Origin of the sequence: Massilia eurypsychrophila, from assembly GCF_002760655.1 — a bacterium.
Lineage (GTDB): Bacteria > Pseudomonadota > Gammaproteobacteria > Burkholderiales > Burkholderiaceae_D > JAFCUW01.
The window spans coordinates 1-15,369 of record NZ_PDOC01000022.1 but is presented as its reverse complement, the minus strand read 5'-3'; the positions used below and the strand labels follow the sequence as shown (position 1 = coordinate 15,369).

At 66.3% G+C, this 15,369-nt stretch carries 14 protein-coding genes; 12 read left to right on the top strand and 2 right to left on the bottom strand.

Features of this window, described 5'->3' with window-relative positions; genetic code table 11:
• The first annotated feature begins 10 nt into the window (after positions 1-10).
• The 3 genes from dsbG (at position 11) to CR105_RS22795 (ending at position 2,907) form a co-directional block, all read left to right on the top strand.
• Positions 11-832 (top strand): thiol:disulfide interchange protein DsbG, encoded by an 822-nt coding sequence (gene dsbG, locus CR105_RS22805; protein ID WP_099792525.1) that lies wholly within the window; start codon positions 11-13, stop codon positions 830-832.
• A 93-nt stretch (positions 833-925) separates the two neighbouring features.
• Positions 926-1,591: a response regulator gene (locus tag CR105_RS22800; RefSeq protein WP_099792523.1), complete on the top strand. Its 666-nt coding sequence runs from the start codon at positions 926-928 to the stop codon at positions 1,589-1,591.
• Complete coding sequence (locus tag CR105_RS22795) at positions 1,588-2,907, top strand: ATP-binding protein (protein ID WP_099792521.1); 1,320 nt, start codon at positions 1,588-1,590, stop codon at positions 2,905-2,907. The genes CR105_RS22800 and CR105_RS22795 overlap by 4 nt, the downstream gene beginning before the upstream one ends.
• A 183-nt stretch (positions 2,908-3,090) precedes the next feature.
• Here the strand turns inward: CR105_RS22795 and CR105_RS29095 are convergent, their stop codons facing one another.
• Positions 3,091-4,023 (bottom strand): GGDEF domain-containing protein, encoded by a 933-nt coding sequence (locus tag CR105_RS29095; RefSeq protein WP_229414084.1) that lies wholly within the window; start codon positions 4,021-4,023, stop codon positions 3,091-3,093.
• Positions 4,020-4,502 carry an acyl-CoA thioesterase gene (locus CR105_RS29090; protein WP_229414083.1) on the bottom strand — a complete coding sequence of 161 codons (483 nt, stop codon included), beginning with the start codon at positions 4,500-4,502 and terminating at the stop codon, positions 4,020-4,022. Before CR105_RS29090 ends, CR105_RS29095 begins: the two co-directional genes overlap by 4 nt.
• A gap of 355 nt (positions 4,503-4,857) precedes the next feature.
• On the opposite strand from CR105_RS29090, the gene CR105_RS22785 reads away from it, so the two are divergent.
• The 9 genes from CR105_RS22785 to CR105_RS22750 all read left to right on the top strand — a co-directional run bounded on the left by CR105_RS22785 (position 4,858) and on the right by CR105_RS22750 (position 15,120).
• Complete coding sequence (locus CR105_RS22785; RefSeq protein ID WP_099792517.1) at positions 4,858-9,210, top strand: DEAD/DEAH box helicase; 4,353 nt, start codon at positions 4,858-4,860, stop codon at positions 9,208-9,210.
• A gap of 202 nt (positions 9,211-9,412) precedes the next feature.
• Complete coding sequence (locus tag CR105_RS22780; RefSeq protein WP_099792515.1) at positions 9,413-10,375, top strand: diacylglycerol/lipid kinase family protein; 963 nt, start codon at positions 9,413-9,415, stop codon at positions 10,373-10,375.
• Positions 10,376-10,555: 180 nt separating this feature from the next.
• Entirely contained in the window at positions 10,556-10,780 is a 225-nt protein-coding gene (locus CR105_RS22775; RefSeq protein WP_218968746.1) for a hypothetical protein, read from the top strand.
• The gene (locus tag CR105_RS28485; RefSeq protein WP_180288276.1) at positions 10,740-11,633 is read left to right on the top strand and encodes a hypothetical protein; all 894 of its coding nucleotides are present in this window, start codon (positions 10,740-10,742) and stop codon (positions 11,631-11,633) included. The genes CR105_RS22775 and CR105_RS28485 overlap by 41 nt, the downstream gene beginning before the upstream one ends.
• Before the next feature lie 10 nt (positions 11,634-11,643).
• Positions 11,644-12,462, top strand: a complete 819-nt coding sequence (locus CR105_RS22770; protein WP_099792513.1) for a hypothetical protein — start codon at positions 11,644-11,646, stop codon at positions 12,460-12,462.
• A gap of 33 nt (positions 12,463-12,495) precedes the next feature.
• Positions 12,496-13,554, top strand: coding sequence for a 2-hydroxyacid dehydrogenase (locus CR105_RS22765; RefSeq protein ID WP_099792511.1), 1,059 nt, complete (start codon positions 12,496-12,498; stop codon positions 13,552-13,554).
• Between the two features lie 204 nt (positions 13,555-13,758).
• Positions 13,759-14,202 (top strand): DUF411 domain-containing protein, encoded by a 444-nt coding sequence (locus CR105_RS22760; RefSeq protein ID WP_180288277.1) that lies wholly within the window; start codon positions 13,759-13,761, stop codon positions 14,200-14,202.
• Positions 14,203-14,205: 3 nt separating this feature from the next.
• Positions 14,206-14,457 carry a DUF2164 domain-containing protein gene (locus CR105_RS22755; RefSeq protein ID WP_099792509.1) on the top strand — a complete coding sequence of 84 codons (252 nt, stop codon included), beginning with the start codon at positions 14,206-14,208 and terminating at the stop codon, positions 14,455-14,457.
• A 33-nt stretch (positions 14,458-14,490) separates the two neighbouring features.
• A complete protein-coding gene (locus CR105_RS22750; RefSeq protein WP_099792507.1) occupies positions 14,491-15,120 on the top strand; it encodes a hydrolase in 630 nt (209 codons plus the stop codon).
• Positions 15,121-15,369 lie beyond the last annotated feature (249 nt).

Genomic DNA, 15,369 nt, shown 5'->3' with positions numbered 1-15,369 from the left:
TGGAGTAACAATGCGCAAACCTTATTTGATGTCCCGCCTCGCCATGGGCGCGCTGGTGCTGGCCGCGGCAGCGCCGATGAGCGCCGCCGAAACCTATCCGAAGGCGATCGCCCATGCGGTCAAGTCCGGGGTCAAGGTGGTAAAAAGTTTCCCTGCCGCATCCGGCCTGACCGGATGGGTGCTGTCGCAGGGCGGCAGCCATTCGATCGTGTTCACCACCGCCGACAGGAAGACCCTGCTGGCCGGCGCCCTGGTCGGTGAGAACGGCGAAAACCTGTCGGCCAAATACGAAGACAAGTACGTGCCGAAACCGGACCTGTCCGGCCTCTACAATGGCCTGGAAAAATCCTCGCATGTCGTCGAAGGCACGCTCAAGGATCCGAACAGCGTCATGTACGTCTTCGTCGACGCCAACTGCCCGTTCTGCCACTACACCTGGAAGGCGCTGCAGCCCTACGAAAAGGTCGGACTGCAGGTGCGCTGGATCCTGGTCGACACGCTTGGGCCGACCAGCTTGCCGAAGGCGATCGAGGTCATGGCCGCCGCCGACAAGGCGGCCGCGTTCAAGAAGATGGAGCTCAACCATGGCAAGCCGTGGACCGCACCTGCGCAGGCTACCGCAGCGGCCCAGCCCGCCGTCGCCGCGGCCATCAGGAACAACAACGCGTTGATGGGTGGTTTCGGCATCGGCGGCACCCCGGGCGTGATCTGGAAAGACAAGGCGGGCAAAGTGCACGTCAAGGCCGGCATGCCGCGCCTGTCCGAACTGCCGGCCATGACGGGCTTGCCCGAGCAAAAGATGGACGACAGTTCGCTGGAAAAGTTTCGCTGACCTCCCGCCTGAAGACTTTCACCGGTGGCAGTTAACCCTGACTTAACGTTACACCGATAAAATGGGTGGTTTTGTTGGGGAGCCAGGAACGCCATGCGCGTACTAGTAATCGAAGACGATGAACTCGTCGCAAGCGGCATTGTTGCGGGCTTGAAACTGTCGGGCATCGACACCGACCACGTGGCGAGCGCGGCATTGGCGAATGCGGCGACCCGGGTCGGGCGCTTCGACGTGCTCATCCTCGATCTTGGACTGCCGGACGCCGACGGCTTGTCGCTGCTGCGGCAGTGGCGTGCTGCCGGACATCATTGGCCCGTCCTGGTGCTGACGGCGCGCGACGAGCTGGGCGACAAGGTGGCCGGTCTGCGCAGTGGCGCGGACGACTACCTGGTCAAGCCTTTCGAACTCGACGAGCTGGTTGCCCGGCTCCATGCGCTGCAGCGCCGCAGCGCCGGGCGCAGCGTCGACCTGATCGTGCATGGCCCGCTCTCTTTTGATCCCGTTACGTGCGAAGCGCTGCTGCATGGCGTACGCGTCGATCTTTCGCGCCGCGAACTTAGCTTGCTCGGCGCGCTCCTTCAGCATGGCAAGCGCGTGTTGAGCACCGAGCAGGTCAAGGACGCCTTGTACGGGTTCGGCGACACCGTCGAGAGCAATGCGATCAACGTGCATATCCACCATCTTCGCCGCAAGCTCGGGCCAGGTATTGTGGAAACCGTGCGCGGACTGGGATACCGACTCGGGCCGGCGGGAGAATGAACACTCTGCGCATGCGGCTGCTCATTGCGATCGGCGCGAGCTTCGCGCTGTTCTGGACCATGTCGTCCGTGTTCACGCTGGTAAACCTGCGCGGTGAATTCCGCGATGCGCTGGACGAGCGCCTTGCCGCCTCGGCGACGATGGTGGCGGCGCTGATCGCCGATGCGCCCCAGCTGGCCCTGCGCGGCGGCGCGCCGCCGGCCGGCGTCGTTCCGGCGTTGAGCGACACTGCCAGCGTTGCGTGCGAGATTTCCCTGTACCGCGGCGGCGTGATCGGGAAGACCAGCAACAGTCCAGCCAGACTGGGGGCGGTGACGCCCGGGTTTCACACACGCACTATCGACGGCGTCACCTGGCGAAGCTATACGATCGAGAAACATGGCTTTCGGATCACGACGGCCGATCGGGTCGAGCGACGGCAGCAGCTGTTCAGGAACATCGCCATGGCAACGTTTGTGCCGTTCATCGTCGCCATGTTTGCCACGCTGGCGGCGCTCGGTTTGGCCATTCGGGTCGGGCTCAGGCCGCTGGAGCGTATCCGCCATGCGCTCGCATCGCGCGACCCGGATACGCTGCATCCACTTGAGGCGCAGCGTCTTCCACAGGAGCTGCTCCCACTGGTCTCGACCGTCAACGGCTTGCTGGCGACAGTGGAACGCGCCATTGCAAGGGAGCGCCGATTTACCGGGGACGCCGCGCATGAGCTGCGCACCCCCCTCACCGCGGTCAAGACGCATCTCCAGGTCGCGCGGATGAGCGTTGATCCGGCTGGCATTGCGACGGCGCTGGAGCATGCGGAACACGGCGTGCGCCGTCTGCAGAGCACGATCGACCAGTTACTGGTACTTGCCCGGGTTGAGGGCGCGGCGGCGTTCGCCGATGACGAGAGGCTCGACGCCGGCGCCATTGCGCAGCACGCCATCGCGCAGTTGCCGCCAGCCCAGGCACAGCGCGTCCGCATCAGGAACGATGCGGGATCCGCGGTTCCGCGGCTGCCGTCAGCGCTTGCCGTTACTGCTCTGCGCAATATCCTCGACAACGCTTTCCGCCATGGGTCGCACGTCGATGACGTTCTGCTCGATCTGGTGGCAGCGAATGGTCGAGTGCTTTTCATAGTCACGGACGATGGACCTGGTATATCCGAAGATGATCTGGCCAAAGCACGACAGCGATTCTGGCGCAAGGGTTCTGGTCACGGCAGTGGTCTTGGCCTATCCATCGTTGAAGCGATCGCCGCGCGGTATGGAGGTTCGCTGTCATTGGCGCGCAGCGTGTCTCGCGGTTTGAGGGTGGAGATCGCATTTCCCGCCCTTTAGTTTTTACGGCTGTCAACTTTTGGTTGCGTCTGGATGAAGCGGAGATGAGACTTTCGGCCGCGCAAGGCGCTGACGGGTTTCTAGGAAACAATCGCCCCGCCGGCGGACCCGACTTCCCGCGTAGACGCGAACCCTTGGCACATGTGATTAGTAGCGACCTTCGCCCTCACCTGGCTGGCACGCTCAATCAGCGGCAACCATCACTTGGTCGCGGCCGGCGCGCTTGGCCGCGTACAGCGCCTGGTCGGCCGCGTCGATCAGCGCGGCGGCGCCATTGCGCCGCTGCTTGTCGAAGCTGGCCAGGCCGATGCTAAGCGTGACGTGCGCCCGCGCCGCGCCCGGCGCTTGCGGCAAGCCCAACGATGCGACGTGCTCGCGGATCAGGTTCGCGTGCGCGCGCGCCTGCTCGGCCGACGTGTCGGGCAGGATGGCGGCAAACTCCTCGCCGCCGTAGCGCGCGGCGACGTCGGCGGGACGCTTGAGCATCGCCGCCAGCGCCTGGGCCACCGCAGTCAGGCAGGCGTCGCCCTTCAGGTGGCCGAAGTGGTCGTTGTACAGCTTGAACGTATCGATATCCATCAGCAGCAGCGACAGCTCGCCGCCCAGGCGCTGGGCGCGGCGCAGCTCGCGGTCGAGCGCGACGTCGAAATAGCGCCGGTTGGCGATGCCGGTCAGGCCGTCGACATACGAGCGCGCGCGCAGCGATTCGGCATGGTCGAGCAGGCGCCGCTCGCGCTCGAACACGCCGCTGATGTCGCGGATCTCGATCAGGCAAAAGCGCTCCTTGCCTTCGTTGAACGGCGTGACCGACACCGCCTGGTCGATGCGCGCGCCGTCGAACTGGCCGGCCTCGCGCAGCGGAAACGGCGCGCTGCTTTGCGACTGCGGGATATTCGCTGCCGTCCCGCTTTTCAGCGCCGCCTGCACCGCCGTCTCCACGCGCGAACCGCGCAGCTCGGGGAACACGTCGAACAGCGACTGGCCGCGCACCCGCGCCGCCGACTGGCCCGAGCGCGGCACCATCCAGGTATTCCACAGCACGATCTGCTCGCTGCTGTCGACGCCGATGATGCCGCAGTTGACCAGGTTGACGGCGTGCGCCGACAGCTCGCTCACGGCGCCGCTCTCTTGCCGGTCAGCGCGCGGCGCGACAGCTTGCGCTGTTCGGCCTGCGCGAAGCGCTGCCGCTGTTCGTCCGTCACCAGCTCGAGCGGCGGCACCGCGATCGGTTTGCGGTTCTCGTCCACCGCCACCATCGTGAAGTAGCAGCTGTTGGCATGGCGCGCGGTGCGCAGCTGGATGTTTTCCGTCAGCACGCGGATGCCGATCTCCATCGAACTGGTGCCGGTGTAGTTCACCGACGCCAGGAACGTCACCAGCTCGCCGACGTGGATCGGCTGCAGGAACATCACCTGGTCGACCGACAGCGTGACGACGTACGTGCCGGAATAGCGGCTGGCGCAGGCGTAGGCGACGCTGTCGAGGTACTTCAGGATGGTGCCGCCGTGGACGTTGCCGGAGAAATTGGCCATATCCGGGGTCATCAAGACCGTCATCGTCAGTTCGTGGGTGGGCCTGCCTGCCTGGTCGTGCATCGTCGGCGCTTTCGAGTAGGAAGAAGCTCAACATTATGCCGCGCTTTCTGGAACCCGGCTGTATCTGCCGGCAACAAACTTTTTCCATCCCCCCGGGGGTTTGAAGTGACCGTAGCGTCGAGCCCGTGTGCGTTTGCCGGCACTGCCCCCGCCGGTTTCCCGACCCCGCTGGTTTCCCGTTTGCCGGCACTGACCCCGCTGGTTTCGGGGGTTTCGGTCGAGCCCGTGTGCGTTTGCCGGCACTGACCCCGCTGGCTTCAGACCCCGCGGGTTTCACCCGTCGAGGTTACAATATTGAGCATTCAACCACGCGCGCGGTCTTGCCATCGGCGACCGCGCCCCCATCTAGTCGGGAATGAACAAGCGCGCGCAAGACGACAGCGTCTGGCAGGATTTCCATCCCGCCGTCGCAGCCTGGTTCGGCGCCACCTTCCCGGCCGCGACCGAGGCGCAGCTGCGCGCCTGGCCGTTGATCCAGTCCGGCCGCGCCACCCTGGTCGCCGCGCCCACCGGTTCGGGTAAAACGCTGACCGCCTTCCTCGCCGCGATCGACGCGCTGGTGTGCGAAAGCAGCGAAGGCCCGCTGCCTGATGAAACCCAGGTGCTGTACGTGTCGCCGCTGAAGGCGCTGTCTAACGACATCCGCGTCAACCTGCAAGGCCCGCTCGAAGGGATCGGCCGCCAGCTCGAGGCGATGGGCCTGCCGGCGCACGGCATCCGCGCCGCCGTGCGCACCGGCGACACCACCACGCCCGAACGCAACGCCATGCGCCGGCGCGCGCCGCACATCCTCGTCACCACGCCCGAATCGCTGTACGTGCTGCTCGGCTCAGACAGCGGCCGCGCCATGCTGTCGACCGTGCGCACGGTGATCGTCGACGAGATTCACGCGGTGGCCGGCAGCAAGCGCGGCAGCCACCTCGCGCTCAGCCTCGAGCGGCTCGACCAGCTGTGCGGGCGCCGCCCGGTGCGCATCGGCCTGTCCGCCACCCAGAAGCCGCTGTCGCTGGTGGCCGACTTTCTGGTCGGGCGCGCCGGCGCCGAGTGCGCGGTGGTCGACGTCGGCCACGTGCGCGCGCGCGACCTGGCGCTCGAACTGCCGCCGGTGCCGTTGGAAGCGATCATCCCGAACGAAGTGTGGGAGCGCGTGTACGACCGGATGGCCGAACTGGTGGCGCAGCACCGCACCACGCTCATCTTCGTTAACACGCGGCGCATGGCCGAACGGGTGGCGCGCCACCTGGGCGACCGGCTCGGCGCCGAACACGTCGCCGCCCACCACGGCAGCCTGGCCAAGCAATCGCGCCTGACCGCCGAACAGCGCCTCAAGGCGGGCGACCTGCAGGTGCTGGTCGCTACCGCGTCGCTCGAACTGGGCATCGACATCGGCGACGTCGACCTGGTGTGCCAGGTCGGCTCGCCGCGCAACATCGCCGCGCTGCTGCAGCGGGTCGGCCGCTCCGGCCACCAGGTCGGCGGCATGCCGAAGGGCCGGCTGTTTCCGACCTCGCGCGATGACCTGATCGAATGCGCGGCCTTGCTCGACTGCGTGCGCCGCGGCGAACTCGATGCGCTGCGCATCCCGCGCGCACCGCTCGACGTGCTGGCACAGCAGATCGTCGCCGAAGTGAACTGCCGCGAATGGGGCGAGGACGAGCTGTTCGCGTTGGTGCGCGCCGCCCAGCCTTACGCGCAGCTGGAACGCACAAGCTACGACGCCGTGCTGCGCATGCTGTCCGAGGGCTACGCCACGCGCCACGGCGTGCGCGGCGCCTACCTGCACCGCGACGCCGCCACCCGTTCGCTGCGCGGGCGGCGCGGCGGCAAGCTCACCGCCGTCACCTCCGGCGGCACCATTCCGGACAATGCCGACTACGCCGTCACGCTCGAGCCGCAGGGCCACTCGGTCGGCACCGTCAACGAGGACTTCGCCGTCGAGAGCCTGGCCGGCGACGTTTTCCAGCTTGGGAACACGTCGTACCGCATCCTGCGCATCGAGTCGGGCAAGGTGCGGGTGGAAGACGCCCATGGCGCCGCGCCCAACATCCCGTTTTGGCTGGGCGAGGCGCCGGGCCGCAGCGACGAGCTGTCCGCCGGCGTAGCGCGGCTGCGCGGACAGATCGACCAGCAGCTGGCAGCGCCCGCATCCGATCCGCAGGCAGCGCTGGACCGCGCGGTGGCCTGGCTCGACGAACACCTGGGCCTGTCCGAAGACGCCGCCCGCCAAATTGTCGATTACCTGGCCCGCTCGCGCGCCGCGCTGGGCGCGCTGCCGACCCAGGACACCTTGGTGATGGAGCGCTTCTTCGACGAATCGGGCGGCACCCAGCTGGTGCTGCACTCGCCGTTCGGCAGCCGCGTCAACCGCGCGTGGGGCCTGGCGCTGCGCAAGCGCTTTTGCCGCACCTTCAATTTCGAGCTGCAGGCCGCCGCCACCGAGGACGCCATCATCCTGTCGCTGTCGACCGCGCACAGCTTCCAGCTCGACGAAGTGTGGCGCTACCTGAAATCGTCCAGCGCCGAGCAGATCCTGGTGCAGGCGCTGCTCGACGCGCCGCTGTTTAACGTGCGGTGGCGCTGGAACGCCACCACCGCGCTGGCGCTGCCGCGCTTTGCCGGCGGGCGCAAGGTCGCGCCGCAACTGCAGCGCATGAAAAGCGACGACCTGCTGGCCGCCGTCTTCCCCGACCAGGCGGCGTGCCTGGAAAACATCGTGGGCGAGCGCGAGCTGCCGAGCCACCCGCTGGTCGACCAGACGCTCGACGACTGCCTGCACGAAGCGATGGACAGCGAAGGCTGGCTCGCGCTGCTGCGCCGCATCGAAGCGGGGGAAGTGCGCTTGCTGGCGCGCGACCTGCCGGCGCCGTCGCCGCTGGCGATGGAGATCCTCAACGCCCGCCCGTATGCCTTCCTCGATGACGCCCCGCTCGAAGAGCGCCGAACGCAGGCCGTCATGAGCCGGCGCTGGACCGACCCGGCATCGACCGACGACCTGGGCGCGCTCGACCTCGACGCCATCGCCGGCGTGGCCGAGGAAGCGTGGCCGGCCGCGCGCAATGCCGACGAGGTGCAGGAAGCGCTGGTGTCGCTGGCGTTCATCACGCGCGCCGAAGCGATCCGCCAGCCCGGCTGGCCGGCCTGGCTCGAAGTGCTGGCCGAGGGCGGGCGCGCCACGCGGCTACGTGACGGCGACGGCGCCGATTTCTGGGTGGCGCTCGAACGGCTCGACTGCATGCAGGCGGCCTACCCGCAAGCGCAGGCCACGCCGGCGCTGGCAGTCCCCGACAGCCACCGTGGCAATGGCGACGAAGCGTGGACGCGCGAGGCGGCGCTGGTCGAGATCATGCGCGCGCGCCTGTCCGGTTTCGGGCCGCAGCCGCTGCCTACCATCACCGCCGAAATGGCGCTGACGGACAGCGACGCCACCATCGCGCTGACCCAACTGGAGTCTGAAGGCTACGTCATGCGCGGCCACTTCACGCCTGGCGTGGCGGACGAGGAATGGTGCGAGCGCCACCTTCTGGCGCGCATCCACCGCTACACCATCAAGCGGCTGCGGCGCGAGATCGAGCCGGTCGAGCGGCAGGATTTCATGCGCTTCCTGTTCGACTGGCAGCACCTGTCGGCCGACACGCAGCTGCAGGGCCAGGACGCGCTGCCAAAGGTGCTGGAGCAGCTGGAAGGCTACGAGGCGGCAGCCGGCGGCTGGGAAAGCGATCTGCTGGCGCTGCGGCTGCGCGACTACTCGATCCTCTGGCTCGACGACTTGTGCCGCGCCGGCAAAGTGGTATGGACGCGCATCGGCGCGCCGCGTTCGGCAGCCGGCGGGCCGGTGCGCGGCACGCCGATCGTGCTGCTGCCGCGCCGCCGGACGTCGCTGTGGCATTCGCTGCCGGCCGATGGCGGCCCGCGTGACATTTCGCCGCGCGCCAATCACGTGCTCGAAGCGCTCAGGCGCGACGGCGCCATGTTCTTCGACGAACTGCAGCAGGACGCGCGCATGCTGCCGGTGGAGCTGGAGAATGCGCTGGGAGAACTGGTGTCGACAGGGCTGGTCAACGCCGACAGCTTTGCCGGCATGCGCGCGATGCTGCTGCCGGCGGCCAAGCGCGCCAGCAACGACAAGAAGCGCCGCCGCGGCGCCGGCCCGACGATGGAGGAAGCGGGCCGCTGGGCGCTGGTGCGCCGCGGCGGCACTGACGTAGTCGAAGAAGCTGTCGCAGCCAAACCGGCGCGCCGCAAGCGCATCGACGCGGACACGCTGGAGCACATCGCGCTGACGCTGCTGCGCCGCTACGGCGTATTTTTCTGGCGCCTGCTCGAACGCGAGGCGGCCTGGCTGCCGTCGTGGCGCGAGCTGCTGCCGGTGTTTCACCGCCTCGAAGCACGCGGCGAGATCCGCGGCGGGCGCTTCGTCGCCGGCTTTTCGGGCGAGCAGTTCGCGCTGCCCGAAGCGATTCCGCTGCTGCGCGAAGTGCGGCGGCGCGGCCACGACGGCGGCCTGGTGTGCATCTCCGGCGCCGATCCGCTGAACGTGTGCGGCACGCTGCTCCCGGGCGACAAGGTGCCGGCACTGGCCGGCAACCGCATCCTGTTCCGCGACGGGCTGCCGGTGGCGACCATCATCGCCGGCAAGATCAACTACCTGTCCGATCCCGGCACCGAGCGCGAGCTGCTGCACGCCCACCTGGTCGGCCGCCAGTTTTAATGCGTTTGGAGCCCACCAGGCTCAGCAGACTCAGCAACCGCTGATCGCCGGCCTTCAGATCGCCATCCTCGCGCCGAGACCGGTGTAACAGGCACCGCCTGCGCTCGCGCACGCTTCAGCGCCGGTCGCCATCCATGCTATTGATGACAACGTTACAATTACGGTCAACGCCGAATCGGCGAATACGAAAGTGCGCACTGTAATGCCAGCAATCCCTCCCCTGCCAGCGGCCCCGCTGTTTATCATCCTGAACGCCGGATCGGGCCACGCCGAGACCGAAGGACAGCGCGCGACCATCGAGGAGGCGCTGCACGAGGCCGGCCGCGAGTTTGAGCTGACCGTGGTTGAATATCCGCAACAGCTGGTCGACACCTGCCAGCGGCTCGTCGAGCAGGCCAAGGCGTGCGGCGGCATCCTGGTGGCCGCCGGCGGCGACGGCACCATCAATGCCGTTGCGCGCCAGGCAGTGGCCGGCGGCTGTCCGTTCGGCGTTTTGCCGCAAGGAACGTTTAACTATTTCGGCCGCACCCACGGTATTCCGGAAGACCTCGGCGACGCCGTGCGCGCCTTGCTGAGCTCGCGCCTGCACCCGGTGCAGGTCGGGCTCGTCAACGACCGGGTGTTCCTCGTCAACGCCAGCATCGGCCTGTATCCGAAATTGCTCGAAGAGCGCGAAATCGACAAGAAGCAGTTCGGCCGCAGCCGCCTGGTCGCGTTCCTGTCGGCGCTGAAAACCATCCTCAGCCCGCACCGGCGCCTGCGCATCACCATCGATGTCGACGGCAGCGTGCACCGCCTGCGCACGGCGACCTTTTTCGTGGGCAACAATCGCCTGCAAATGGAACAGGTCGGCATCGTTCCGCTGAGCGAAGCGCTGGAGGACGGCAAACTGGCGGCGATCGCGCCGAAGTCGGTCGGCAAGCTCGGCATGCTGTGGCTGCTGGCGCGCGGCGCGTTCGGCCGGCTCGGGCAGGCCGACGACCTGGTCGCCTTCAGCTTTCGCACGATGACGGTGACGCCCCACAGGCTCTCGCGCAAGCGCCGCATCAAGGTCGCCACCGACGGCGAAGTGACCTACATGTCGACGCCGCTGCAGTTTCGCGTGCTCGATGAACATTTGTTGCTATTAAAGCCGGAGCCGACCGCCTCGCCCCCAGCCGACTGAAGCGGGCAAAACAAAATGTTGACTTAGGGCATTATTGGGATATCATCCCAGCAATGTTGCAACATTTTCTCGTCCCACCGATGACGTCATTCACGTCGCCCGCCCCTTCAGGAGTAGTCCAATGAAAACCCTCACGCTCAAGCTGTCGTCGATGCTCGCCACTGCCCTGATACTGTCCGCGTGCGGCGGCGGCGGCGGCGATTCACCGGCGATGGCGTTCCCGGCACCAATTCCAGCGCCGACACCAACGCCAACGCCAACTCCAACTCCGACGCCAACTCCCACGCCGACGCCAACGCCAACTCCGACGCCGACTCCAACGCCGACGCCGACGCCGACGCCAACCCCGCCGCCGACAACCACCATGTCGACCATTTCGGCGGTGAGTGCGCCGAAAGCAGCTAGCAACGCTTACGCCGCCAATGCCGCCATCAGCGGCTCGTCGTCGGCAGTGACTGGCGCCCTGACCGGCGTGAGCATCCAGGGCATGCCGATCAACGCAGTGACGCCCACGCTAGACCTGATCACGCGTGTCTACCAGCACCGCCTGCCCGTGCTGCTTACCGGCATCGCGCTTACAGAGAACTGCGCTGGCGGCGGTACCATCGCGCTTAACGGAACCGTCAAGAGCGACCTCGTTGCCACCAACGGCGACACCATCACTTTCACCGCAACCAATTGCGTCGAGAGCGGCATCAGCATGAATGGCGCCTTCAAGATCACGTTGTCAGGCGTGTCGGCCGCTGCCTTCACCGGCAACGCCTGGAGCGCCACCATTGACGTGCTGTTCACCGCCTTCACCGTGACCACCGGAAGCGACGCGGCAACCGTCAACGGCGACATGAAAATTGCCATTTTCCAGACGTCGTCGACGGCCAGTTCGGTCGCCATAACGGGCAAGTCGCTGCAGACATCCGATCGCAAGGTCGGCATCAACGTCGCCAGCCGCACGCTGACCGATTATTCGGTGACCGGATCGGCCCAGGGGACGGCAGCCACCAGCAGCGCCAATTTCACCGTGTCCGGCAATACGAGCGCACTCGGCAACTTTGAGTATCAGGTCAAAACGCTGCAGCCTTTCGTCAGCAATGGCGGCGCACCAACGGCCGGCGCGCTGAGCGTCAGCGGCAACGCGTCGTCGGTCACGATGACGGTGGCCGCCCCTTCCAGCGTGCGGCTCGACTACAGCGCCAAGGGCGATGGCGTGACTACCCAGACGACGACCGTCGGCTGGGCCGCATTCCTGGCCAATCTCTGATCGCGCCAGCTTGAAACTGTTCAGCGGCGCCGCACTGGCAGGAACGCTGCAACTGGTGTTGCTGCTGCCGGCCCACGCGCAATGGCAAGGCTCGGTCGGATTGGGTGAGCGTCACGTCATCCATACCGAATACGACAAGGCTGGCAGCACGCTGGTGCGCGAAACGGGCTGGCTTCCCGGGCTTGTTCTCGGCGCGGGGTATCGCGCCGGCCCGATCAGCTGGTTCACCGAAGGCGAAATGTACCGGCGCGATATCGCCTACCGTGGCCAGACCCAGGCCGGCGCCCCGGCAGAATCGACCACGTCGACGTCGCTCGCGCTCGTTCGCGTCGGCGGCGCGCATGCTTTCGGGTCCGGTTACGCGGCGGTCGCCGGGCTCGAGTGGCAGCAATGGCGGCGCGATATTCTCGGCACCGCACAGGCCGCCGGCCTGCAGGAACGCTACCGCTCCACCCGCCTGGTCGCCGGCGCGCGCAAGACCTGGCAGCCGGCCGCCGGCGCGGTGTCGGTCGACGCCGCGGTCGTCCTCGGCCTTGGCGAGCGTCTCCATGTCGGCTTCTCGGGCTTGCTCGATCCGGCGTCGCTGGAGATGAAACGGTCGCAAGGAATCCGGATCGGCGTGAGCATGCGGCCGGTAACTTTGCCTCGTATCGAGCTCCACGGCGGCTTCGACTGGACGACGATTGCGCGCAGCGATGACGCACCGGTCAGCCGCGGCGGCAGCTTCATCGGCATCATTGCCCAGCCTGAGCTGAACAAGCGTGCCATGACTTTCACGATCAAGTATATTTTCGGTTGCCGAAAGACGTCGTGCGCCGCCCCACGGTGATAGAGTCGTGAAGTCCAGTCAAACCACCTCGCCATGAAAATCGCCGTTTTCAGCGCCCAGCCGTACGACTCCCGCTTTCTCGAGGAGGCGCGCGCACGGCACCCTGCCGGCGCCGGCGTCGAACTGGTGTGCCACACAGAATCGCTGACCTTGCAGTCGGTCGCGTTGGGCCAGGGCTGCGGCGCGGTGTGCGCGTTCGTCAACGATGTGCTCGACGCGCCGGTGCTCGAGGCGCTCGCCGCACTTGGCGTCGGCGCCATCCTGATGCGCTGCGCCGGCTACAACAACGTCGATGTCGCCGCCGCCAAACGGCTCGGCCTGTTCGTCGCAAGGATCCCGTCGTACTCGCCCGAATCGGTGGCCGAGCACACGCTGGCACTGATCCTCACCCTCAACCGCCAGACCCACCGTGCGTATGCGCGCGTGCGCGAAGGCAATTTTTCGCTCGACGGCTTGCTCGGCAGCACCTTGCACGGCAAGACCGTCGGGCTCGTCGGCCTCGGCAAGATCGGCCTGGCGGCGGCGCGCATCTTCAACGGTTTTGGCTGCCGCGTGCTCGCCTTCGATCCGCAGCCGTCGCCGCAATTTGCCGCACTCGGCGCCATCGCCACGCTGCCCGACTTGCTCGCCGAAGCCGATATCGTCTCGCTGCACTGCCCGCTGAACGCCGCCACCCATCACCTGATCGACGCCGCCGCGCTGGCGCGCATGAAGCCTGGCGCCATGCTGGTAAACACCTCGCGCGGCGCGCTGATCGATACGAGCGCCGTGATCGAGGCGCTGATCGCGCGCCGCCTCGGTGCGCTGGCAATCGACGTCTACGAACAGGAAAACGAGCTGTTCTTCCAGGACCGCTCGGCCGAAATCATCACCGACGATGTATTCCAGCGGCTCATGACGTTCCCCAACGTGCTCGTCACCGGGCACCAGGGCTTTTTCACCCGCGAAGCGATGCGCGAAATTGCCGAGACCACCTTCGACAACCTGGCCTGCTTCGTGGCGGGCTCGCCTTGCGCGAACCAGGTGCCGGAAACTGTGGCCAAGCCGCCGGATGTTCAGTGCATGGCGCCGACACAGCTACCGACTTCATAGTTCCAGGCGCCGCCCCGGTCCAGGCAGCTGTCGATACGAATGCAGCCGCGCAGCCAGACAGCGAGCGCGCCGGCCAGCAACAGCAACACGGCATACCCCAGAAGCTTCCTTCTATTCATCCTGCCCTCTTTCGATCGCATGATTTCTGGTAGGCTTGAGCCTGACCATCTGCAATGCAATTATCGCTTAACCACGGGAGCTATCATGATTCGACGCAATTTTACAAAGGCCTTGCTCGCTGCCGCGCTCGGCATCCCCTTGCTGGCCACGGCCGCCGTGCCCGTCATCGAGGTCTACAAGAGTGCGTCTTGCGGCTGCTGTGAGGAGTGGGTCAAGCACCTGCGCGCCTCCGGCCTGAAGGTCAACACCCACGACGTCGACGATACGGCCGCCTACCGTAAAAAAGGCGGCATTCCCGACGAACTTGGCTCCTGCCACACCGGCATGGTCAACGGCTATGCGCTCGAAGGCCACGTGCCGGCCAGCGACATCAAGCGGCTGCTGGCGGAAAAGCCGAAAGCGAAAGGCCTGGCGGTGCCGGGCATGCCGCTCGGTTCGCCAGGCATGGAAGCGCCGCGCAAGGATGCCTACGACGTGCTGCTGGTAAAGGCGGACGGACGCACCGCGATCTACAAACACTACAACTGATCCATGGCCATCAAACTCAATAAAGACACCGAGGAGCGGCTGCTGACGTCGCTCCAACGCTACTGCGCCCAGAACTTCGACGAAGAGATTGGCGGGCTGAAGGCGCGCATGCTGCTCGATTTCTGCCTGCGCGAAATCGGACCTTCGGTTTACAATCAGGCGGTGCAGGATGCGCAATCGGTGATGCAGGAGAAGATCGCCGAGGTGGAGACAAACTGCTACGAAACCGAATTCGGGTACTGGGGCAAGAAGTAGCCGCATCACGCATCAACCGTTCAGGAGCGCGCCATGTCCGACGTAACGCCGATCCGCGATCCCTTGACCGATGCCCTGTTGACGCCGCAAAACGCCGTCCTCGCGCTGATCGACTACCAGCCGGAGCAATATGCCGGCGTCGGTTCGGTCGACCACGAGGAGCTGCTGGCGCACGTCACTATGCTTGGGCGCATCGCCACGACGTTCGAATTGCCCGTCGTGCTCAGCACGGTGTACGTCAAGCATGGCATGTCGGGCACCAACAAGGAGTTGCTGGCGGCATTGCCTGGCGTTCCCGAAATCGATCGCACGTCAATGAATTCTTGGGAAGATCCGGATTTCCGTGCTGCAGTCGAAGCAATGGGACGCAAGAAGCTGATCATCGCCGGTCTGTGGACGGAGGTCTGCGTCGCTTTCCCGACGCTTGACGCGCTGCGCGAGGGCTACGAAGTGTATGTGGTGGTCGACGCCATTGGCGGCGTCAGCAAGGTTGCCCACGAATCGGCGATGCAGCGCATGATCCAGGCCGGCGCCGTGCCGATTTCCGTGCTCGGCCTGGCGTGCGAGTTCCAGCGCGACTGGGGCCGCCCGCAGGCCGACCGGCTGCGTGGCGTGATGCGCGAGTATTTCGGCAAGCTCAAGGCCATCAAGGCAGAACGATAGAAATGCGAACGTCGTCCTGGCTTGCCGGGACGACGTTTTTCGTGTGCGCCCAGCATGGGCGCACTCTTGCGGGTGCAAGTCCCGCCGCGAGCTGACCACAGCGAGCGAAGCGAAGCGCAACTGCGGAAGGGCGACCGACTGTGGGGAGGAAGCGTGGAGCGAAACTGCGAGCCGATGAACAAGAATCGGATACAAGGCGCTGCTTTGCAGGGCGAGCGGGCACGAAACCGCGAAGCTCTTGTGGTCAAT

Excerpts from the sequence above, each read along its gene's own strand:
- CR105_RS22785 (WP_099792517.1), top strand. The coding sequence starts at position 4,858 with ATGAACAAGCGCGCGCAAGACGACAGCGTCTGGCAGGATTTCCATCCC.
- CR105_RS28485 (WP_180288276.1), top strand. The coding sequence starts at position 10,740 with ATGTCGACCATTTCGGCGGTGAGTGCGCCGAAAGCAGCTAGCAACGCT.
- CR105_RS22800 (WP_099792523.1), top strand. The coding sequence starts at position 926 with ATGCGCGTACTAGTAATCGAAGACGATGAACTCGTCGCAAGCGGCATT.
- CR105_RS29090 (WP_229414083.1), bottom strand. The coding sequence starts at position 4,502 with ATGCACGACCAGGCAGGCAGGCCCACCCACGAACTGACGATGACGGTC.
- CR105_RS22755 (WP_099792509.1), top strand. The coding sequence starts at position 14,206 with ATGGCCATCAAACTCAATAAAGACACCGAGGAGCGGCTGCTGACGTCG.
- CR105_RS22760 (WP_180288277.1), top strand. The coding sequence starts at position 13,759 with ATGATTCGACGCAATTTTACAAAGGCCTTGCTCGCTGCCGCGCTCGGC.
- CR105_RS22750 (WP_099792507.1), top strand. The coding sequence starts at position 14,491 with ATGTCCGACGTAACGCCGATCCGCGATCCCTTGACCGATGCCCTGTTG.
- dsbG (WP_099792525.1), top strand. The coding sequence starts at position 11 with ATGCGCAAACCTTATTTGATGTCCCGCCTCGCCATGGGCGCGCTGGTG.
- CR105_RS22780 (WP_099792515.1), top strand. The coding sequence starts at position 9,413 with ATGCCAGCAATCCCTCCCCTGCCAGCGGCCCCGCTGTTTATCATCCTG.
- CR105_RS22765 (WP_099792511.1), top strand. The coding sequence starts at position 12,496 with ATGAAAATCGCCGTTTTCAGCGCCCAGCCGTACGACTCCCGCTTTCTC.
- CR105_RS22795 (WP_099792521.1), top strand. The coding sequence starts at position 1,588 with ATGAACACTCTGCGCATGCGGCTGCTCATTGCGATCGGCGCGAGCTTC.